The sequence below is a fragment of the Gemmatimonadota bacterium genome, assembly GCA_009841265.1.
Taxonomy (GTDB): Bacteria; JAAXHH01; JAAXHH01; order JAAXHH01; family JAAXHH01; genus JAAXHH01.
This window is the reverse complement of record VXMB01000009.1, coordinates 1,491,177-1,507,876: the sequence shown is the minus strand read 5'-3', so window position 1 is coordinate 1,507,876 and position 16,700 is coordinate 1,491,177. Positions and strand designations below refer to the sequence as shown.

At 61.8% G+C, this 16,700-nt stretch carries 17 protein-coding genes; 5 read left to right on the top strand and 12 right to left on the bottom strand.

Features of this window, described 5'->3' with window-relative positions; genetic code table 11:
- Genes F4X08_11380 through F4X08_11370 form a run of 3 tightly spaced genes read left to right on the top strand, consistent with a single transcriptional unit; the run spans window position 1 to window position 2,785 of the window.
- Entirely contained in the window at window positions 1-789 is a 789-nt protein-coding gene (locus F4X08_11380) for a DUF1189 domain-containing protein (GenBank protein ID MYD26402.1), read from the top strand.
- 38 nt (window positions 790-827) lie between these two features.
- Window positions 828-2,492 (top strand): hypothetical protein, encoded by a 1,665-nt coding sequence (locus F4X08_11375; protein MYD26401.1) that lies wholly within the window; start codon window positions 828-830, stop codon window positions 2,490-2,492.
- Window positions 2,493-2,545: 53 nt separating this feature from the next.
- A complete protein-coding gene (locus F4X08_11370; protein ID MYD26400.1) occupies window positions 2,546-2,785 on the top strand; it encodes a hypothetical protein in 240 nt (79 codons plus the stop codon).
- A gap of 101 nt (window positions 2,786-2,886) precedes the next feature.
- Here F4X08_11370 and F4X08_11365 read toward each other — a convergent pair whose 3' ends face one another.
- From F4X08_11365 to F4X08_11340, 6 genes are read right to left on the bottom strand one after another with little or no spacing between them, the layout of a single operon-like run.
- Window positions 2,887-3,867: an aldo/keto reductase gene (locus tag F4X08_11365; GenBank protein MYD26399.1), complete on the bottom strand. Its 981-nt coding sequence runs from the start codon at window positions 3,865-3,867 to the stop codon at window positions 2,887-2,889.
- Window positions 3,868-3,911: 44 nt separating this feature from the next.
- Window positions 3,912-4,754, bottom strand: coding sequence for a sugar phosphate isomerase/epimerase (locus F4X08_11360; protein MYD26398.1), 843 nt, complete (start codon window positions 4,752-4,754; stop codon window positions 3,912-3,914).
- 13 nt (window positions 4,755-4,767) lie between these two features.
- Window positions 4,768-5,676: a dihydrodipicolinate synthase family protein gene (locus F4X08_11355; GenBank protein ID MYD26397.1), complete on the bottom strand. Its 909-nt coding sequence runs from the start codon at window positions 5,674-5,676 to the stop codon at window positions 4,768-4,770.
- A complete protein-coding gene (locus F4X08_11350) occupies window positions 5,677-6,777 on the bottom strand; it encodes a Gfo/Idh/MocA family oxidoreductase (protein MYD26396.1) in 1,101 nt (366 codons plus the stop codon).
- A 56-nt stretch (window positions 6,778-6,833) separates the two neighbouring features.
- Window positions 6,834-7,163, bottom strand: a complete 330-nt coding sequence (locus F4X08_11345) for a hypothetical protein (protein ID MYD26395.1) — start codon at window positions 7,161-7,163, stop codon at window positions 6,834-6,836.
- A gap of 28 nt (window positions 7,164-7,191) precedes the next feature.
- Window positions 7,192-8,538, bottom strand: a complete 1,347-nt coding sequence (locus F4X08_11340; GenBank protein ID MYD26394.1) for an aspartate aminotransferase family protein — start codon at window positions 8,536-8,538, stop codon at window positions 7,192-7,194.
- A 115-nt stretch (window positions 8,539-8,653) separates the two neighbouring features.
- On the opposite strand from F4X08_11340, the gene F4X08_11335 reads away from it, so the two are divergent.
- Together F4X08_11335 and miaA are read left to right on the top strand one after the other, a co-directional pair.
- Entirely contained in the window at window positions 8,654-9,442 is a 789-nt protein-coding gene (locus F4X08_11335) for a polysaccharide deacetylase family protein (protein MYD26393.1), read from the top strand.
- The gene (gene miaA / locus F4X08_11330; GenBank protein MYD26392.1) at window positions 9,439-10,404 is read left to right on the top strand and encodes a tRNA (adenosine(37)-N6)-dimethylallyltransferase MiaA; all 966 of its coding nucleotides are present in this window, start codon (window positions 9,439-9,441) and stop codon (window positions 10,402-10,404) included. The genes F4X08_11335 and miaA overlap by 4 nt, the downstream gene beginning before the upstream one ends.
- On the opposite strand, the gene F4X08_11325 is transcribed toward miaA, so the two are convergent.
- From F4X08_11325 to F4X08_11300, 6 genes are all read right to left on the bottom strand, one after another.
- Window positions 10,396-12,270: a T9SS type A sorting domain-containing protein gene (locus F4X08_11325; protein MYD26391.1), complete on the bottom strand. Its 1,875-nt coding sequence runs from the start codon at window positions 12,268-12,270 to the stop codon at window positions 10,396-10,398. The two genes, miaA and F4X08_11325, sit on opposite strands and share 9 nt — an antisense overlap.
- Complete coding sequence (locus F4X08_11320) at window positions 12,215-13,054, bottom strand: restriction endonuclease (GenBank protein MYD26390.1); 840 nt, start codon at window positions 13,052-13,054, stop codon at window positions 12,215-12,217. Before F4X08_11320 ends, F4X08_11325 begins: the two co-directional genes overlap by 56 nt.
- Entirely contained in the window at window positions 13,051-14,361 is a 1,311-nt protein-coding gene (locus F4X08_11315) for a hypothetical protein (GenBank protein MYD26389.1), read from the bottom strand. The genes F4X08_11320 and F4X08_11315 overlap by 4 nt, the downstream gene beginning before the upstream one ends.
- Window positions 14,358-15,149, bottom strand: coding sequence for a TlpA family protein disulfide reductase (locus F4X08_11310; GenBank protein ID MYD26388.1), 792 nt, complete (start codon window positions 15,147-15,149; stop codon window positions 14,358-14,360). Before F4X08_11310 ends, F4X08_11315 begins: the two co-directional genes overlap by 4 nt.
- A gap of 137 nt (window positions 15,150-15,286) precedes the next feature.
- Window positions 15,287-15,910 carry a thiamine phosphate synthase gene (gene thiE / locus F4X08_11305; protein ID MYD26387.1) on the bottom strand — a complete coding sequence of 208 codons (624 nt, stop codon included), beginning with the start codon at window positions 15,908-15,910 and terminating at the stop codon, window positions 15,287-15,289.
- A gap of 8 nt (window positions 15,911-15,918) precedes the next feature.
- Complete coding sequence (locus tag F4X08_11300) at window positions 15,919-16,698, bottom strand: thiazole synthase (protein MYD26386.1); 780 nt, start codon at window positions 16,696-16,698, stop codon at window positions 15,919-15,921.
- Between the last annotated feature and the right edge of the window lie 2 nt (window positions 16,699-16,700).

Below are 16,700 nucleotides of genomic sequence, written 5' to 3'. Positions count from 1 at the left end.
ATGCGTCGATTCAGTATTCTGCATCCACTCTGGATGGCCTTCTACGACGGGGCGATTTACGAGGATGCAGCCCGTCACTGGCGCAACCGTACCTTTCTGTACCTCCTCCTGCTGCTGGCGCTGACCTGGATTCCCTTCACCCTCCAGACGCAGAGCCAGGTGGATGAATGGGTCAGTCGGGAAGCCCCATTTTATATCGACCAGGTCCCCGATCTCAGTCTGTCCGGCGGCGAACTGTCCTCGTCCTCGTCCCGGCCGACGCTCCTGCGTGACCGGGACGGGACGGTGCTGGCCGTCATCGACCCCACCGGACAGTACACCAGCCTGGACGACACCGAGGCGCCGGTGCTGGTAACGCGCACCCAGATATTCATCCGGGGAGAGGGCGACCAGGTCGACGTTACGTCCCTGCCGGACGGACCACCGGAGACGCTGACCCGGGAAGACCTGTACGTGATCGCCGACTGGACCCGCTCCCTGGTCAATACACTGCTATTCCCCATACTGCTCGTGCTGTCCTACGCGTACCGGACCGTGCAGACGCTGCTGTACGCCTACGTGGCATCCTTTTTCACGGCGTCAACCGGAGGAGCGCTGCCGTACCGTACGCTCCTGAACCTGGCCATCATCGCCGTCACGCCGGCCGTCGTGCTGGACACCGTGCACATGCTCATGGAATCTCCGCTGCCGGACTGGTTCTGGTGGCCGGCATGCGTACTGCTTTCCCTGGGCTATCTGCGGTTCGGCATCCGGGTCACGCTGGACGCCGAACGGCAGGCGGCAGCCTGAAGCCTACTACTCTTCCACCCGCCTGAGAAGGGACCGCCGTGAAACGCATACTGCTCTTGATCAACGCGCACAGTCCACCGTTCAGCCAGTTCGCCGCCATGTTCGAGCGGCTCGTGAACGGCGCTTCGCAGTTCACCCTGGACGTCACCGACGACCGGAATGCGCTCTGCGACCCGTCGGTTTATGATGCCGTGGCGCTCTACATCGCGTCCGGAGAACTGACCCGGGACCAGGAAAAGGGGATCACCGGATACGTGCGGAACGGCGGCGGACTGCTGGCCGTGCACACCGCGAACGCGGGACTGGCGCAGTACGCCGATTACATCGAGATGATCGGCACCGAGTTCATCGGCCACGATCCGCTGGGCGACTTCGACGTGGAAATCGATCCGGCCTTCGACGACATCCTGCCGCGCATGAGCCGGAGTTTCCGTGTGCAGGACGAATGCTACAACATGGACATCAAGACGGAGGCGCCGCTCAGGTGGTTCCAGCACGGAATCTGGAAACTCGAACGCCAGCCTTTGGGCTACCTGCGGGATTACGGAAAGGGACGGGTGTTCTACACCGCCCTCGGCCACGACAACCGCACCTTCGTCCATGCCGACTTCCAGGACCAGTTGATCAAGGGGCTACGTTACGTGTGCGGGATGACCGACGGATCGCCCGTCCGGATCGGGCTGGTGGGATACGGACCGTTGTTCGGCATGGGGAGGCACCACAGCGAGCAGATCGCCGCGACGCAGGGGTTCGAACTGGGGGCGGTTTGCGACCGGGACCCCGCCCGGCTGGAAGCGGCGCGTGAAGAGCAGGGCGAGGACATGCCCATGTTCGAGGATGCCGGGGAGATGGCCGGAAGCGGGCTCGTCGACCTCGCCATCGTCATCGTGCCCCACGCCTACCACGCGTCCGTGGCGAAGCCGCTGCTTGAAGCGGGCCTGCATGTCATCACGGAGAAGCCCTTCACGGTCAAGGTTTCCGAGGCGGACGAACTGATCGGCCTGGCCAGGGACCAGGGCGTCATGATCTCGGTGTACCATAACCGGCACTGGGATCCGGACATCCTTTCGATGAGGGAGATCGTCGACCGGGGCGATATCGGCGAGGTCTATTCGATTGAAAGCGCTCTGGTGGGGTACGGCCTGCCGGGCCAGGCGTGGCGGTCCCACAAGCCGGTTTCCGGCGGGGCGATGTACGATTGGGGCGCCCACAATTTCGAGAAGATCCTGCAACTGGTGCCGCGGTTCGACGGACAGGGCAACCGGATCAACAAGCGGGCGACGCTCTACGGGAACTACATGAAGCGGGTCTGGCACAGCAACACCAACGAGGACTACTGCCGGGCCTACGCCCGTTTCGATTCCGGCGTCGAGGCGCAGTTCATAACCTCATCTATCCATGCGTCCCGCAGGCCCATGTGGACCGTCCAGGGAACCGCCGGATCGATCGTCATGGAAGGCGGGGACGGCGCGGGTACGGTGACCATGGCCTCGGCCGACGGCCGCCACCGCGTCGTCGAAGTGAAACCCTATGACCGGGGACATAACTGGCAAGGTTATTACAAGAACGTGGCCGATCACCTGCTCGCCGGCCTGCCCCTGGAGATCACGGGGGAATGGGCGAAGGGTCCGATACAACTCATCGAGGGGTGTGAGACGGCCTCGAGAGAGAACCGGTTGGTGGAAGTGGAATTCGATTTCTGATTGGCCGTGGACCCGGAAGAGAGACGTCGGATTCCGGAAGAGAGACGTCGGTTATGACAACAAAAGAAAAACTCGAAGCGGGCTTCACCATCCTCGCCATCCTCGCGCTCTGGCCGGTTATACTGGGCTGGGAAAACCCGCTTTACCAGGTCGTACTGGGCGTGATCCTGGTGGTTTTCATCGCGCTCGTCGCGCAGAAGTTCCGCCGCATTCGAGCCATCTACAACGCCACCAGGGTGGAAGCGAAGAAGCGCAAGCCGCCTGCCGGGAACCGGGACGAACCCTTCGGCTGACGGGCCGGCGTCCATAACAGGCAAGGCGTCCATAACGGGCGAGCCGTCTGGCCGGATCGGGATTCCGACGCGGGCAGGCCGGCGCCATCCTTACGTCGAACTCAGGCGTATTTCCCCGGAAGGTCCGGAGCGGAGACCTCGTCCAGCAAGGTGCGGTCCTCCGGATCGAGCGTCCATCCCATGGCCCCAAAGGACTCCTCGACCTGCTCGGGAAAATCCGGACCGATGATGGGCGCCGTCACCTCTTCGTGGTCCAGGATCCAGGCCAGCGCCACCTGGGCCGGCGACTTCCCGTACTTTTCCCCCACGTCAATCAGCGTCTGCACGATGCCGTCCAGCTTGTCGGTCATGGCCTCGTCGAAAGGATACTGTGAGCGGCTCAGTCCCGGACGGGGGTTCTTCCCCCAGGGACTGTTCTCGGGCGGTACGGCCCCGCGGCGGAACTGGCCGGTCAGCAGGCCGATGGCGAGCGGGCTGTAGCACATGAGCCCGAGCCCGTGGTCTCTGGCCATGGGCATGAGCTCGAGCTCCGTCTCCCACCGGGCCAGCAGGCTGTAGTTGTACTGCAGGCAGACGAAGGGTTCCAGGTTGCGCCGGTCGCTGGTCCAGAGGGCATCCACCACCTTGTACACCGGCCAGTTGCTGCAGCCGATGTACCGGACCTTGCCCTGGCGCACGAGGTCGTCGAAGGTCGAAAGGGTTTCCTCGAGCGGCGTGACCGGGTCGAAACTGTGGGCCAGGTAGAGGTCGATATAGTCGGTCTGCAGCCGTTTCAGGCTTTTCTCCACGCCCTGCATCAGGTTGAACCGTGAAAGCCCCGTGTAGTTGGGCCCCTTGCCCGCGGTGCCGAAGATCTTGGTGCACAGCACGACCTGTTCGCGCCGGCCCTTGAGCGCTTTCCCGATGATCTTCTCGGACCTCCCCTCCCCGTAGAACGCCGAGTCGATGAAGTTGCACCCCAGGTCGAGGGCCGTCTCGATCACCCGGATGCCGGCGTGCTCGTCGATCGCGCCCCGGAAGGCCGTGCCGAGGCAGATCGGCGACACCTGCAGGCCGGTCTTGCCCAGATAGCGGTATTCCATGTTCTTCCTTTCATTCGCGGGTTTTCAAATGACGCGCCGCATATTCACGGCCGGGGCACGCCGGCTTCGGCGAAGGCTTTCTCCAGGGTCCGGAAACACAGGGCGGCCGCTTCGAAGGGGTCGTATCCCGGTTTCCTCTGCACCATGTTGCTGACCTCCGCGGTGATGGAACCCTCGTATCCGGCAGCATGCATGGCGCGCAGGTAGGCCAGAAAATCGAAATCGCCCTCTCCTGGCACGAGAAACTCGAAATCGGGTACGCGGCCCCGCTGGTCCTTGACGTGGGTATGGACCGCGTGGGGCGCCATGAGCCGGACCGCATCCTCGATGGGCATGCCCAGGACGTCGAAGTGACTGATGTCGAAATTGAGCCCCAGGTGGGGCGAGTCCATGCTTTCCACGAGCTGGATGGATTTCTCCGCGGTGTCCAGGGCGCATCCTACGTGGGCTTCCATGCCGATCACCACGCCGCTGGCCGCCGCGTAATCCACCAGATCCCGGACCCGTTCGAAAATGAAGTCCTGCCTGGTTTCCCAGTCTTCCGGGGCGCCGCCCATTACCGTGTCCAGGACCGGTGCGCCGCGGCCGTCGCTCCATTCCGCGCACAGGTCGACGGCCCGTTTCAGCAGGCGCATGTTCTCGCGATGGGCATCGGGGTCCTCTTCGAGGAGCGAGCGGTGGGCAGCGACGGCGGGCATGGCCAGGCCGTATCCGGCACAGAGCGCCTTGATGCGCCGCCGTTCACCGGCGTCGAGCCCGTCCACGGCCGTCGTATAGTTCGGCAGTACTGTCAATTCCACTGCGTCGAAACCCACGTCGTGCAGGAACGACAGGGCCTGGTCCACGGGGATGTTGGGCATGCCCCAGGTCGTATAGCCTATTTGCATGGGCGAGTATCCATTAAAGCATATCGCCGTCCATCAGGAATCCCTTCAGTCGCTCCATCTCCGCGTCCGAGAGATCGGGCAGGGGACTTCTCCGCCAGCGGCCGCAGATGTCGGCCAGTTCCAGGACGGCGTGCTGCGCCGCGTCGCCGCCCGCCGGGAAGGTGTTGTACAGATAGTCGAAAAAGGGCATGTCGTAGCGCGCGATGACGTCCGTGGCCGCATCGAGGTCTCCGCGCTCTATGGCGGCCCAGTAGGCGTGGGCTACGTCCGGCTTGAACTTGATGAAGGTCGACATGTACCCGTCGCAGCCGTACGGCAGCATGTCCATGTGGGTCTGCTTCTGGCCGCCGGCGAAGATCACCCACTTGTCGTGGGCCCTGGCGCAGGCGCCCCGGGCAAAATCGGGACCGAAGTCTTCCTTGAATCCCACGACGCCCGGTACCTCGTCCAGGAGCCGTTCGACCGTTTCCAGCGCGCCCCGGACCCCTACGCTCACCAGCCCGGCGCTCAGGATGAAGGCCGGCAGGGCCCGTGAAACCGCATCGTAGTAGGCCACGAGCCCGTCCACCGTCATCCCGCGGTCGGGCGGCGCCACGATCACCGCGTCCGCGCCGCGGTCCCGGGCGTAATGAGCAAAGGCGGCGGTCTGCGGCGTGGACCAGAACCCCGCGCTTGCGATGAACAGTGCCCGCTTGTTCACGACGCCGGCGGTAAAGGCCGTCAACTCCGCGACTTCCGCCTCGGTAAGCACCGAATAGAGACTGTCCCCGGGCGTGAACAGGACGGTACCGGCCCCGGCTTCGATGCAGAAATCCACGAACCGGCGCAACCCGTCGTAATCGATGGCGTCATTTTTAAGAAAAGGGGTGTTGATCGAGGCGACGGGCCCGGCCAGGTGGTGCCGGAAGCGGTCCATGTCCATCTACGACCGCCCTTCTTCCGTCCAGGTGTCGAAGGGGTTGCCCGTTTCGGCAAAGGGAAAGGCCACCCGTGCGCCCGTGATGTGGGAACGGTGCGCCGCCATGGCCATTTCGATATGGCGGCGGGCCGTGCGCGCGTGACAGAGCTCGTATTCGGGCTTTCTGCCTTCGATGAGGTCCATCATGGAACGGGCCATGCGATGGTGGGCGTTGATCCATTTCTCCCCGCCCGATACCCGCTCGTGGGCGAGTACTTCCCAGCGGTCGTCGTCGAAGGGCCGCGGGTTGGAATGGGGGTGAAAGTAGATGTCCGGCCCGTCCTGCGTGGGACCGGGCAGGATAAGCGTGCCCTCTGTCCCGTGGATGTCGATGCGATAGGGGTTCTCGATGCCGTCGCCCGCGAAGGACTCGAACTCCGCGTTGAAACCGTCGAACTGGTAATGGGCCCACAGGCCGTTTCCCGCGGAGGTGCCCATGCCGAACAGCCCTTCCTTCCGGTCCGACGGGCGGGCCGGAAGGCCGTCCTGGGTAATGATCGCCTGGCACCACGACGGTTCGCCGAAGAGCTGCCACAGGAAATCGAAGAAGTGGGGATAGAGATCGATGAGCCACTGGTCTCCCCCGTGTTCTCCGCCGAAACCGTACATGCGGGCCCAGCGCGGTTCCCCGATCCCTCCGTCCCGGATCATGGGGATGGCCTGGCGCTGGATTTCCGGCCGTCCCCGCCAGGGATGGGCCATGATCAACAGGACGCCTGCGCGGTCGCAGGCCTCCACCATGGCGTCCACTTCGGCCGGGGTGCGCGCCAGGGGCTTCTCCGCATACACGTGGGCCCCCTGTTCGGCGGCGGCCACCACCATGGCGAGATGGTTGCTCATCTCGTGGGTGGCCAGGACGACGATGTCCAGCTTCTCCCGCTCCAGCATATCCGTGTACCGGGCGTATCCTTGCTGCGCGCCGGTACGTTCCAGCGCCGCCGTCCTGCCCTCCTCGACCGGATCGGCCAGGGCGGCGATCTCGGCGCCATCCACGCCCACGAAGGCCTGGTCCAGGGAATGTCCGAAGTCTCCGCAGCCGGTGTGGCCGATGATGCCGATTCTCAACGCTGTGCTCCTGTTCCGTCAGTCCGGACAGCCCGGACATGTGTAGGGGTTCGCAGTCAGACCACGACCATGCGTTCGGCCTGGATGATAAAAACCTGCGCGCCGCCCACCGTGGTCGTTACGGCCTCCCCCAGCCCCAGGGCGTCGAGATGAGTGCCGATCTGCGCGACGTCGATGGCTTCCTCCCGAGCGTGGCAGTGATTCTGAATGAGTTCGAGCACGGGAGGCACGCGCTCGTCGTCCACCCCGATCAACAGGGTGACATTGCCCGCGCGCAGGAATCCGCCCGTGCTGCCGATTTCGGTGAACCGGAAATCGTTGTCGATCAGTGCATCGGTAAGATGCTGGATGTCCCTTTTGTTGACGATCGCGATGAGGAGTTTCATGGCGCGCCTCCTGGTCCCTGTGTCTTCTTCAGGCCGTAACCGATTCAATGGCCTCTCCGGCTACATTAACCATCCGGTCCAGCTCTTCGGTAGTTACGACGAATGGGGGAGCTAAGTTGACGCTGTCTCCCCGGCAACGGGTGTAGACACCGTTCTCGAGCATTTTCTTCACGATGCGTCCGCCTATCTTCGACGCGGGATCGTAGGGTTTGCGGGATGCGGGGTCTTCCACAACCTCCACGGCGGCCATCAGCCCGATGCCGCGGATGTCGCCCACGTGCGGCAGCGTCCGTAGCGTTTGCAGGCCGTCCATCAGCATTTCGCCCATGATCCTGCTACGCTCGATAAGGCCATCGTGCTCCAGGAGATCGAGATTCGCCAGCCCGACGGCGCAGCAGGTCGGGTGACCGGAGTAGGTGAAGGAGTGGTTCCATTTCCGGTCCCCGGGGGCGTTCTGGATGCAGTCGTGTATTTCGTCCGAGACGATAATGCCCCCGAGCGGAACGTACCCGCTGGTGATGCCCTTGGCGAAGGTGATGATGTCCGGTTCGATATTCCAGTAAGACACGCCGAACCAGTGGCCGATGCGGCCGAACCCGGTGATCACTTCGTCGGCGATCAGGAGCACGTCGTACTTCGTGCAGATTTCCCGCACCCTCGGCCAGTAGTCATCCGGCGGCACGATGACGCCCGCCGCGCCCTGCACGGGCTCTCCGATGAAGGCGGCCACCGAGTCGGGGCCTTCCCGCAGGATCGCTTCCTCGAGCGCTCGGGCGCTCGCCTCGCCGCATCCCACCCCGGGATCCTCGGGCCGGTAGTGATAGGGATAGGGCGCGTCGATATGGACGAATCCGGGCAGGCTGGATCCGAAGTCCTCCCAGTAGGCTTCCAGGCCGGTGGCGTTCATGGCGCCTATGGTCACGCCGTGGTAGGCATGTCTCCTGGATATGATCCCGGTCTTGTCCGGCCGGCCGGCCCGTTGCCAGAAATACCGCGCCGTCTTGATCGCGCTGTCGTTGGATACGGCGCCGCCGGACGTGAAAAAAGTATGGTTCAGCGCGCCCGGCGCCCGTTCCTTCAGGCGGCTGGCCAGGCGTATGGCCGGGATATTCGTCGCCCCCGCGTAGCAGGAAAAGAACCCCAGTTCCTCGATCTGGTCCGCGGCGGCGGCCGCCAGCTCGCGCCGGCCGTGGCCGACATTTACGTTCCAGAGGCTCGAAAGCCCGTCGAGGTAGCGGTTGCCCTCGATGTCGAAGAGTGTGGAGCCCTCGGCGCGCACGCAGATCAGGGGCTCGTCATGATCGTCGCGGTGCTGAAGGGGATGGATCAGGTATGCGTCGTCCCTCAGCAGTTGGTCACGGTCGCCGTAGGTCATCGCGTGGTACTTTCTATGGTATGTGTAACAGGAAGTCGGTTAATGGGAAATTGACAGGGTGCCGGGCACCGGTTATGGTATATTATACGGAGCGCAAGGCATACAATCAAGATGAATGAAAGGCGGATTCTCCATGACCGAAGGGCACCCCCAGCCCTGGTGGGAAGGATGCGAAGGCGCCGTCTCCCTGACCTTCGACGACGGGATGCCGTCCCAGCTCGACCGGGCCCTCCCGATACTGGCCGAAAACGGTCTTCACGGCACGTTTTACGTCAATCCCCGCGGACCCGACTGGCACGGCCTGCTCGCGCCGTGGAAGACCGTGGCGGACGCCGGACACGAGGTCGGCAACCATACGGTCAACCACCCCTGTTCCTGCGCGTTCAAAGAGACCCGCACGGACTGCCTGGAGACGATGACCCTCGACGACATGGAGTGGGAGATCGGCGAGGGCAGGCGGCGCATCGCCGAAGCCATCCCGGGACAGGTGGATTTCACCTTCTGCTATCCCTGTTACCATGCCCACGTGGGCGAGGGACCGGGCCGCCGGAGTTACGTTCCGGTCGTAGCCCGTCATCATATCGCCGGCCGAGGCAAGGGGGACTTCGCCAATCACCCCCTGACCGCCGATCTGCACCACCTCTACTCCTTCCCCGTGGAGCGCCAGGCCCGCTCCGGGATGATCGGTCTGGTCGAGGAGGCGATGAATAAGGGACAGTGGGCCGTTTTGACTTTTCACGGGATATCGGAAGGGCATCTGTCCGTGACGGAAGACGATTTCAGCGGGCTGTGCGGCTATCTCCGGGAACACCGTGACCGCATCTGGACCGCCCCCGTCGTCGCCGTCGCCCGGGCGATTCGCGACTGGCGTTCCACCGCGGAACGCGCCGGGAACGACTCGTGACCTTCCGTCCGATGGCATCCGGTGCCGCCGATAGCCGCCCCATACCGGTTCTCGTGGGTCCCACCGGCGTAGGCAAGACCGCCGTGGGTATTGAGCTGGCCCGGCGCTTCGGTGCGGAAATCATCTCGGCCGATTCCCGCCAGGTCTACCGGTACATGGATATCGGTACAGCCAAGCCCACCGCGGAAGAGCAGGCCGCGGCCCCCCATCACCTCATCGACGTGGTCGATCCGGACGTGCGGTTCAGCGCCGGCGAATACGGCCGCCTTGCCCGGGAAGCGATCCAGGACCTTGCGGCCAGGGAGGTGCCGGCCCTCGTGGTCGGCGGTGCGGGGCTGTACATCAAGGCGCTTGCCGGCGGACTGTTCGACGCGCCGGAGATCCCGCGGGCACTCAGACAACGTCTTGCGGAAGGATACCAATCGGCGTCCACCGACGCGCTCCATGAACGGCTGAGCGCTGTCGATCCGGCGTCCGCCGTGCGTATCCATGTGAACGACCGGCAACGTATCGAAAGGGCGCTGGAGGTCCACGATGCGACGGGTGCGACCCTGACGTCCTGGTTCGAAAGATCCGTTCAGTCTCGATCCCGCGGAACGCGTCTGGTCGGGTTGCGCCGCGACCGCGCCGCACTCTATGCGCGCATCGACGCCAGGGTCGAGAAAATGATCGAATCGGGTCTCGAAGCGGAGGTCCGCGCCCTGATGGATCGGGGGTATGGTCCCGGGACCCATACCATGTCGACGTTTGGTTACGCGGAAATGCTGCGGTACACCGGGAGCGAGCTGGACTTGGAAGATGCGGTTTCGACCATTCAGCAGCGGTCCCGGCAGTACGCGAAGCGCCAACTGACCTGGTTCAGGCAGACCGGGAACATCGAATGGGTCACCGTGGAGGAAGGGGAAGATCCGGCCGCTACCTGCGAGAAGATCATCCGGTCCTTCCCGGATCTTCTATTTTAGGAACAGCAGCTTGCGCGTTACCTCGATACGCTCCGCCGTCCCTCCGGTCGTCATCCGGCACAGATAGACCCCGCTGGCCACCCTTCTTCCCCCATCGTCCTTCCCGTCCCACGTGGTGGTGAACGTGCCTTCTTCATGGTTGCCGTCCACCAGCGTGCGGACCTTCCGGCCCATAACGTTGTACAGGGTGAGCTGAACCTCCCCCGGCCGGCCGACTTCGTATCGGACGGTGGCGGGCCCGCTGCTCAGGTAGTAGGGATTCGGATAGGTGGTGAGGGACGCGGCGATCGGCCGGCCAGACTGGTCGTCGCCCGTAAGACCGGGATCGAAGGCCGCCGTGTAAGCGTACTCGAAACCGTCTCCGGTACGATCGAGGGACGCCACTACGAGCATGACGGTCTCGAACCGCGTCCAGTCAGGTACCTCGATGGTTACGCCTCCCCGGGTCGCGGGGACCGTCATCACCGTGTCGACATCGCCGCTGGCCGCCACGGAAACGCCCCACTCCCCGGATATGCCCGTGAAATCGATGCGCAGCCCGCCGGAAAGCGAGGGATCCGGTACGAAGCGTATGTAGTTCGCGGCGAGGTGGTCCGGATACTCGTGTGCGGGGATCCGGGGACCGTCGAAAAGGTACGTGCCCGATGCGCCCGGGAGATCGGGTTCATGCAAACCACCCAGCTCGACCTGGGGCCAGGCGGCGCCTTCTTCATGGAACAGGTCCGCATTGGCACGGTCTCCGGTGAAGACGTTCCACGTGGTGAACTCCTGGAAGGCGGATTTCAGATCGCTGCCGACGCTGCGCAGTTCCCCGTCGATGGCATCCAGCGCCCGGCTCGTCCTGGTCCGTTCCCAGATTTTGCGGATCAGGTCCCGGTCGTGCCGCTTTTGCAGGTACAGCGGCCAGAGCACGCCCGCGTACTCGTGCTCCCCGTTCGAGGTATCAAGCGAGATCCATGGCTCCGTCAGGAAGCCGCTGAACGTAGGCAGGTAGGTCAGGTAGTCGTCGACCTCGTCGTAGACCTGCTCCTCCATCCACACGGCACTCTGTTCCAGCCAGAAAGCCTCCTCCCCCGCGTCGTAGCCGAACTGCACGGCGTGGAAGTACTCGTGGGCGACGGTGATCCGCAGCAGGTCCAGGGCCTTCTCCACCGTCCTCCGGGACTCGGCGTAGTCGTTGTCCACGACGATGTATGAAGGAAGGGCCGCCCCGGTCGTGACTGCCTCCGGACGGGTATAACCACTGAACTGACTCGGGAGATCGGTTATATAGACGTCGTATAGCCCGTCCCCGCCATCGTCCGCATCCATCGCCGCGTATCGATCGTGATGATCGTAGTCCACGGGCGGCGGACGGTAACCCAGTTCTTCCACGATGACGCGGCGGGATTCGTCCAGGAATACCGCGCAGTGCCGGACATACTCGGGAACGGCGCCGTCAGCGCCGTCTTCCAGTTCCGGCCAGCCCGCACCAGGCCGGTCTTCCGTCGTGGTGACGTACCAGATCTTGAAGTGGCCGCCGGGACTGACGTAGAATTCGGGCTCGGCCGTATAGGTATGTCCGAGGTTGTTCGTGCGGTCCTCTTCGCCGGGTACGGTTGGCCGGCCCGGGCCGAACTGTTCGGGCCGGTGGGCCCGGGCGGCGAGCCCGCCCTCCGGCGGTTGGACGAAGGGATGGAGATGCAGCGTACCGCAAAGCGGTCTGGGAGGTTCCTGGGCGAAGGCGTAGTTACCCGAAAACAGAATGGCGAGACTGACAAGTATTCGGAAGAAAGTCGGAATGGTTGTCCGTCCGGTTGTATTGCCGAGGTCACGTTGCCAGGTCGAAAGGCAAATCGCTGATGTCGCGCAGACGTCTGCCCGCAACTAACGTGTTCAGCAAATCTGTATCTGATTCGCTTTCCGTCGCCGAATCGATCAATTCGCGTAGTGCGAAATGATATACGCAATCGATATCACCGGTGCCAAAAGCCAAAGAGGCGATCCGAGCGGGTAAAGGTTCACCAGTAACGACTACGATGTGGGGTGTCTTCCCTTTGCGGTTGCGGATCAGATTCAGTCCTTCGGTTCGAGCGTTCTGTGAACGATCGCTGCGAATGGTCCATTTACAGGAAACACTCGCGTGAAGAATCTCGACTTGGGAGTTTAAATAGCGCAACGGAGTATAGAGCGCGATTTCATCATCGCTCAGCACGTCCCCGAATCTGTTGATTTCTTCGTCACTGACAGGTTTGCGGCACACGGTGATATCCGGAGTAACGATGTAGTCTCCGAACACAATTCGTAACTCCTTGTTTTGCCTGACTGCATTTCTGATCTCGGATAAATGGCTATATTGCTCGTAATCACGGATGTTTCCACCCAAGGCAAATACCCAGTCACCGGGACGAATATGTTGGAGTAACTTGAAGGCTTCACGTAAGAAATCCCGGGTTAATGACTCAAAACGACTTCCAGCTGTTTGACCGGCAAGGCCCTCGCTACTCACATCAAATCCTATCCGATCGATTATCCCATTACTGATTCTGACACTTGTTGCGCTTGCGCTGTCCGCATTATTGGGAGCGCCGGATTCTCCTTTTCGCAAAACCTCTTCGAATATCGACCTGTGATACGAGTGCCTCAGCCTTTCAATGTCGCCTTGAGTCATGATTTTACCAAGCCGATAACGTGTTCTTCGTGCATCCGCGACTCGATTTGCGAATGCTTGTCTTTGTTCCATCGGGCAGGCATCATACGTCTGTCACGATCGAGTCTGCGAACCCCGATTCCCGCAAGTTTGAATCCAGCGCTTTCACCGATCGCAGCCAATCCTTTCTGTGTTTCGACGTCTATGCCCCGAAGTTGAGACGTTCCGACCACTACGATGGCGGGTTTTCCCGATTTCAATACTCGGTGCATTTCCTCGATTACCGCCGACATATCGTTGAAATACCTGCGTAACACCGTGGCTTTCCTAGCGTCGAGTTCAGCCAGTTTACCAAGAACCCTTTCACATTGATTCGGCAAACGACTATCCTCTGCTCCACGGGTAGTATCGTGGCCAAGGTATTGAGCACGAATAGAGGTAAGCTCATCCAGTTTCCAGCCAAACCAGACGAGCGCGAACTTATGCGCCCTCATGTAGTCGATCGCGTTATTCGCATACGGGGGTGAAGTTACGATCAGATCGACGCTTGAAGTCGGCAAACCTGTTTTGTTGGCGCTCGCAGACCGGATTTCGGCGATGTTTCTCATTTGCGAAGTGCCTGTAAATGCGACCACGTTGTTTTTTAATCTTTTGGTAAATTCGACAAATGCGGAATTGGGGCTTTTCTCGTTGTCCCTGTGAGGTCTTGTATGAGCCAGATCACGCGCCAGTGAGACACCGCCGGACTTGGCGATAATAGTAGAGGAGAACACGACCTGGAAAAACAACTTCATGTCTTGCGGGGAGGTTGACTCGATACTTCTCTGTATTGCGACTAACTCAAGTTGTTGTTGTGGTAGAAACCAGTAATCTATAAAAGATCGTGTTTTTTCGTCAAAACGCTGATTCAGCGCTCGTTGCAGTTCGCCTTTCCGTTCCCAGTAAAAGCGCTTTGCTCCTTCAACGATCCGGTGTCCTGTCGATAACGCATCGACCGCGTTGTGATGGCTGAGCTTGGCGGACATAATCAACTGCGACAACGGATCGATATCACAGCCGATGGCACGACGGCCTAGCTGCAAGGCTTCCACTAGCGTAGTCCCGGAGCCAAACATAGGATCCAGCACGACAGCGTTTTCGTCTGTGAAGTTTCTGATGAAGAACTGTGGAAGCTGAGGCGGGAATTTAGCCGGAAACGGATGCCAACCATGTATTGCGTTTTGGCTGACCTTTCCGTGGAAGTCCAGATCTGCGCACAAGGCTTTCTTCAACGAATTGTAGCAACTATCGTCAGAGGCTTTCCTTTTTTTGAGTGTAACGTTTGTCAGTTGTCCATCGCCTCCTCGCGCAGGTGTTTAGGTGGTATGGGGAAGCGCTCCGCGTAGTGGGACAGGTCCTTGCCCGCGATCAGGTCTTCCAGGATGTCGTCGTGCTTGTCCCAGTGCTGATCGTTGGGATGGACATCCAGCTTAATGCGTCCCTCGCTGTCGATCAGGTAGGTGACGGGAATGCCGTAGCGCTGGTTGGTCTTGGCCCGGAACTGGCGTTCCCAGTAGCCGCGGAAATCGAAAAGGGAGGATGGGCTGTCCATATAGTACGCGATGACGTCCTTGTTCCGCGCCGCGATCCCGGCCAATTTATCCGGATCGTTCTTCTCCGATTCGTCGGAAGGACGAACCAGCCTGGACGCCTGAAGTCCTTGCTTGAAGGTTTCCAGTCCGGGGCCGAATCCTTCCTCGAATTCAGTGGGATCGAGTGGTTGCTCATCCTTGTAGAATTTGTTCACACCGACGAAGAGAAAGTCGATCTGTCCCTCGTACTTTTTCGCGATGTTCATCAGGGGTTCCGCATCCCTGATGCAGGGTGGGCACCACCAGGCCCAGAAGTTCACGAACAGGGGCCGGCCCCGGAAGTCCTCCAGGGTGACCTTCGTTCCATCCATGGTATACACTTCGAAATTCGGCGCCGTATGGCCGATCTCGGTGCCGATCGTCTCGGTGCTGACGACCGTGGCTTCCTCCTCGACGGACGTCCCGCTGCATGCGATTCCGATCATACCTGCAAGCAGTCCCGCCATCAGGAGCGTTCGATTCATTTCTTTCCATAAGCGCCGCATACATCGCCTCACTCTGGGATAAAGTAAGCGGAAGGTAGTTTAAACATCCGAAATGTCAGTGGTTCCTCACTAACTTCGGTATGTTTACTGGAATTGTCAACAACTATTTTAAAAGCCGCGAACGGTGATGCAAACGGTCACAGGCCGCCGAGGGCCTTTTCGAACTTTCTGACGGCCGCGGGTATGTCGGGTTGCGACAGCACCGCCGAGATCGCGGCGACGCCGGAAGCCCCCGTTTCCAGGCACGCCCTCGTGCGGTCAGGGGTCACGCCACCCAGGGCAAAAACCGGGATCGTGACCGAGCCGGCCGCTTCCGCGAGCGCCCGAAGCCCCATGGGCGGACCGTATCCGGCCTTGGACGGCGTATCGTAAACCGGTCCGAACGTGACGAAGTCGGCCCCATCCGCTTCCGCGGCGCGTGCGCTTTCCTTGCCGTGGGTCGATCTGCCGATCAGGGTACCAGGGGGGAGTGCTTCGCGGGCCTCGCGGACCGGCACGCCGGATTCCGGCAGGTGTACGCCCTGTGCCCCGCAGGCCGCGGCGACCTCCAGGTTGCCGTTGACCATCAGCACGGGCGGAAGCGGTCCGAGTTCCGCCTGCACCTCCCTGGTCAACGCCAGCAGGTCCGAAGTATTCAGGTCTTTCTCCCTGATCTGGACCGCGCGGACGCCCGCGCGGCAGGCCTGGCCCAACGCCGAGGCGAGCGATCGTCCGGCGCAGCGGGTCCGATCGCCGATCAGATAGAACCTGAAGTCTACCATGGAGGCTGTTACGAGGATGAGTGGATCACACCGCTCAGCGGACTGGAAGCGGACGCGTAGGCCTTCATGGGAATCCGTCCCGCTTCGTAGGCAAGCCGGCCGGCCTCGACCGCCTTGCGCATGGCGACGGCCATCTTTACCGGGTCCTTCGCGCCGGCCACGCCGGTATTCATCAGTATGCCGTCGCAACCCAGTTCCATGGCGACGGACGCGTCGGAGGCGGTCCCGACCCCCGCGTCGACGATGACCGGTACCTGGCTGTTCTCCACGATGATGGCGATGTTGTGCGGGTTGCGGATGCCCAGGCCGGAGCCGATGGGCGCAGCGAGGGGCATGACCGCGACGCAGCCCGCCTCCTCGAGTTTCTTGCAGACAATGGGATCGTCGATGGTATAGGGCATGACGTTGAATCCCCGGTCGACCAGGGTGCGTGCGGCTTCCAACGTAGCCTCGTTATCGGGAAACAGGGTCTTCTCGTCCCCTATGACCTCAAGTTTTACCGTATCGGTCCCCAGCGCCTCCCGCGCCAACTCGCAGGTCAGCACGGCGTCGCTCGCGGTGTAGCATCCGGCCGTGTTGGGCAGCAGTTCGTAACGGTCGCGGTCGATGTAGTCGAGCAGTGACTGCCCGGAGGTATCGTCGAGGTCGATCCGGCGGATGGCCAACGTAACCATGCCTGTACCACTTTCCTCGAAAGATTCCCGCATCAGTTCGAAACTCGCGTATTTTCCCGTGCCGAGTATCAGCCGGGAATCCAACGTCAAACCGCCTATTTTCAGGGCGCACATGT

Excerpts from the sequence above, each read along its gene's own strand:
- F4X08_11380 (MYD26402.1), top strand. The coding sequence starts at position 1 with ATGCGTCGATTCAGTATTCTGCATCCACTCTGGATGGCCTTCTACGAC.
- F4X08_11370 (MYD26400.1), top strand. The coding sequence starts at position 2,546 with ATGACAACAAAAGAAAAACTCGAAGCGGGCTTCACCATCCTCGCCATC.
- F4X08_11365 (MYD26399.1), bottom strand. The coding sequence starts at position 3,867 with ATGGAATACCGCTATCTGGGCAAGACCGGCCTGCAGGTGTCGCCGATC.
- F4X08_11360 (MYD26398.1), bottom strand. The coding sequence starts at position 4,754 with ATGCAAATAGGCTATACGACCTGGGGCATGCCCAACATCCCCGTGGAC.
- F4X08_11355 (MYD26397.1), bottom strand. The coding sequence starts at position 5,676 with ATGGACATGGACCGCTTCCGGCACCACCTGGCCGGGCCCGTCGCCTCG.
- F4X08_11345 (MYD26395.1), bottom strand. The coding sequence starts at position 7,163 with ATGAAACTCCTCATCGCGATCGTCAACAAAAGGGACATCCAGCATCTT.
- F4X08_11340 (MYD26394.1), bottom strand. The coding sequence starts at position 8,538 with ATGACCTACGGCGACCGTGACCAACTGCTGAGGGACGACGCATACCTG.
- F4X08_11335 (MYD26393.1), top strand. The coding sequence starts at position 8,654 with ATGAAAGGCGGATTCTCCATGACCGAAGGGCACCCCCAGCCCTGGTGG.
- F4X08_11320 (MYD26390.1), bottom strand. The coding sequence starts at position 13,054 with ATGACTCAAGGCGACATTGAAAGGCTGAGGCACTCGTATCACAGGTCG.
- F4X08_11310 (MYD26388.1), bottom strand. The coding sequence starts at position 15,149 with ATGCGGCGCTTATGGAAAGAAATGAATCGAACGCTCCTGATGGCGGGA.
- thiE (MYD26387.1), bottom strand. The coding sequence starts at position 15,910 with ATGGTAGACTTCAGGTTCTATCTGATCGGCGATCGGACCCGCTGCGCC.
- F4X08_11300 (MYD26386.1), bottom strand. The coding sequence starts at position 16,698 with ATGTGCGCCCTGAAAATAGGCGGTTTGACGTTGGATTCCCGGCTGATA.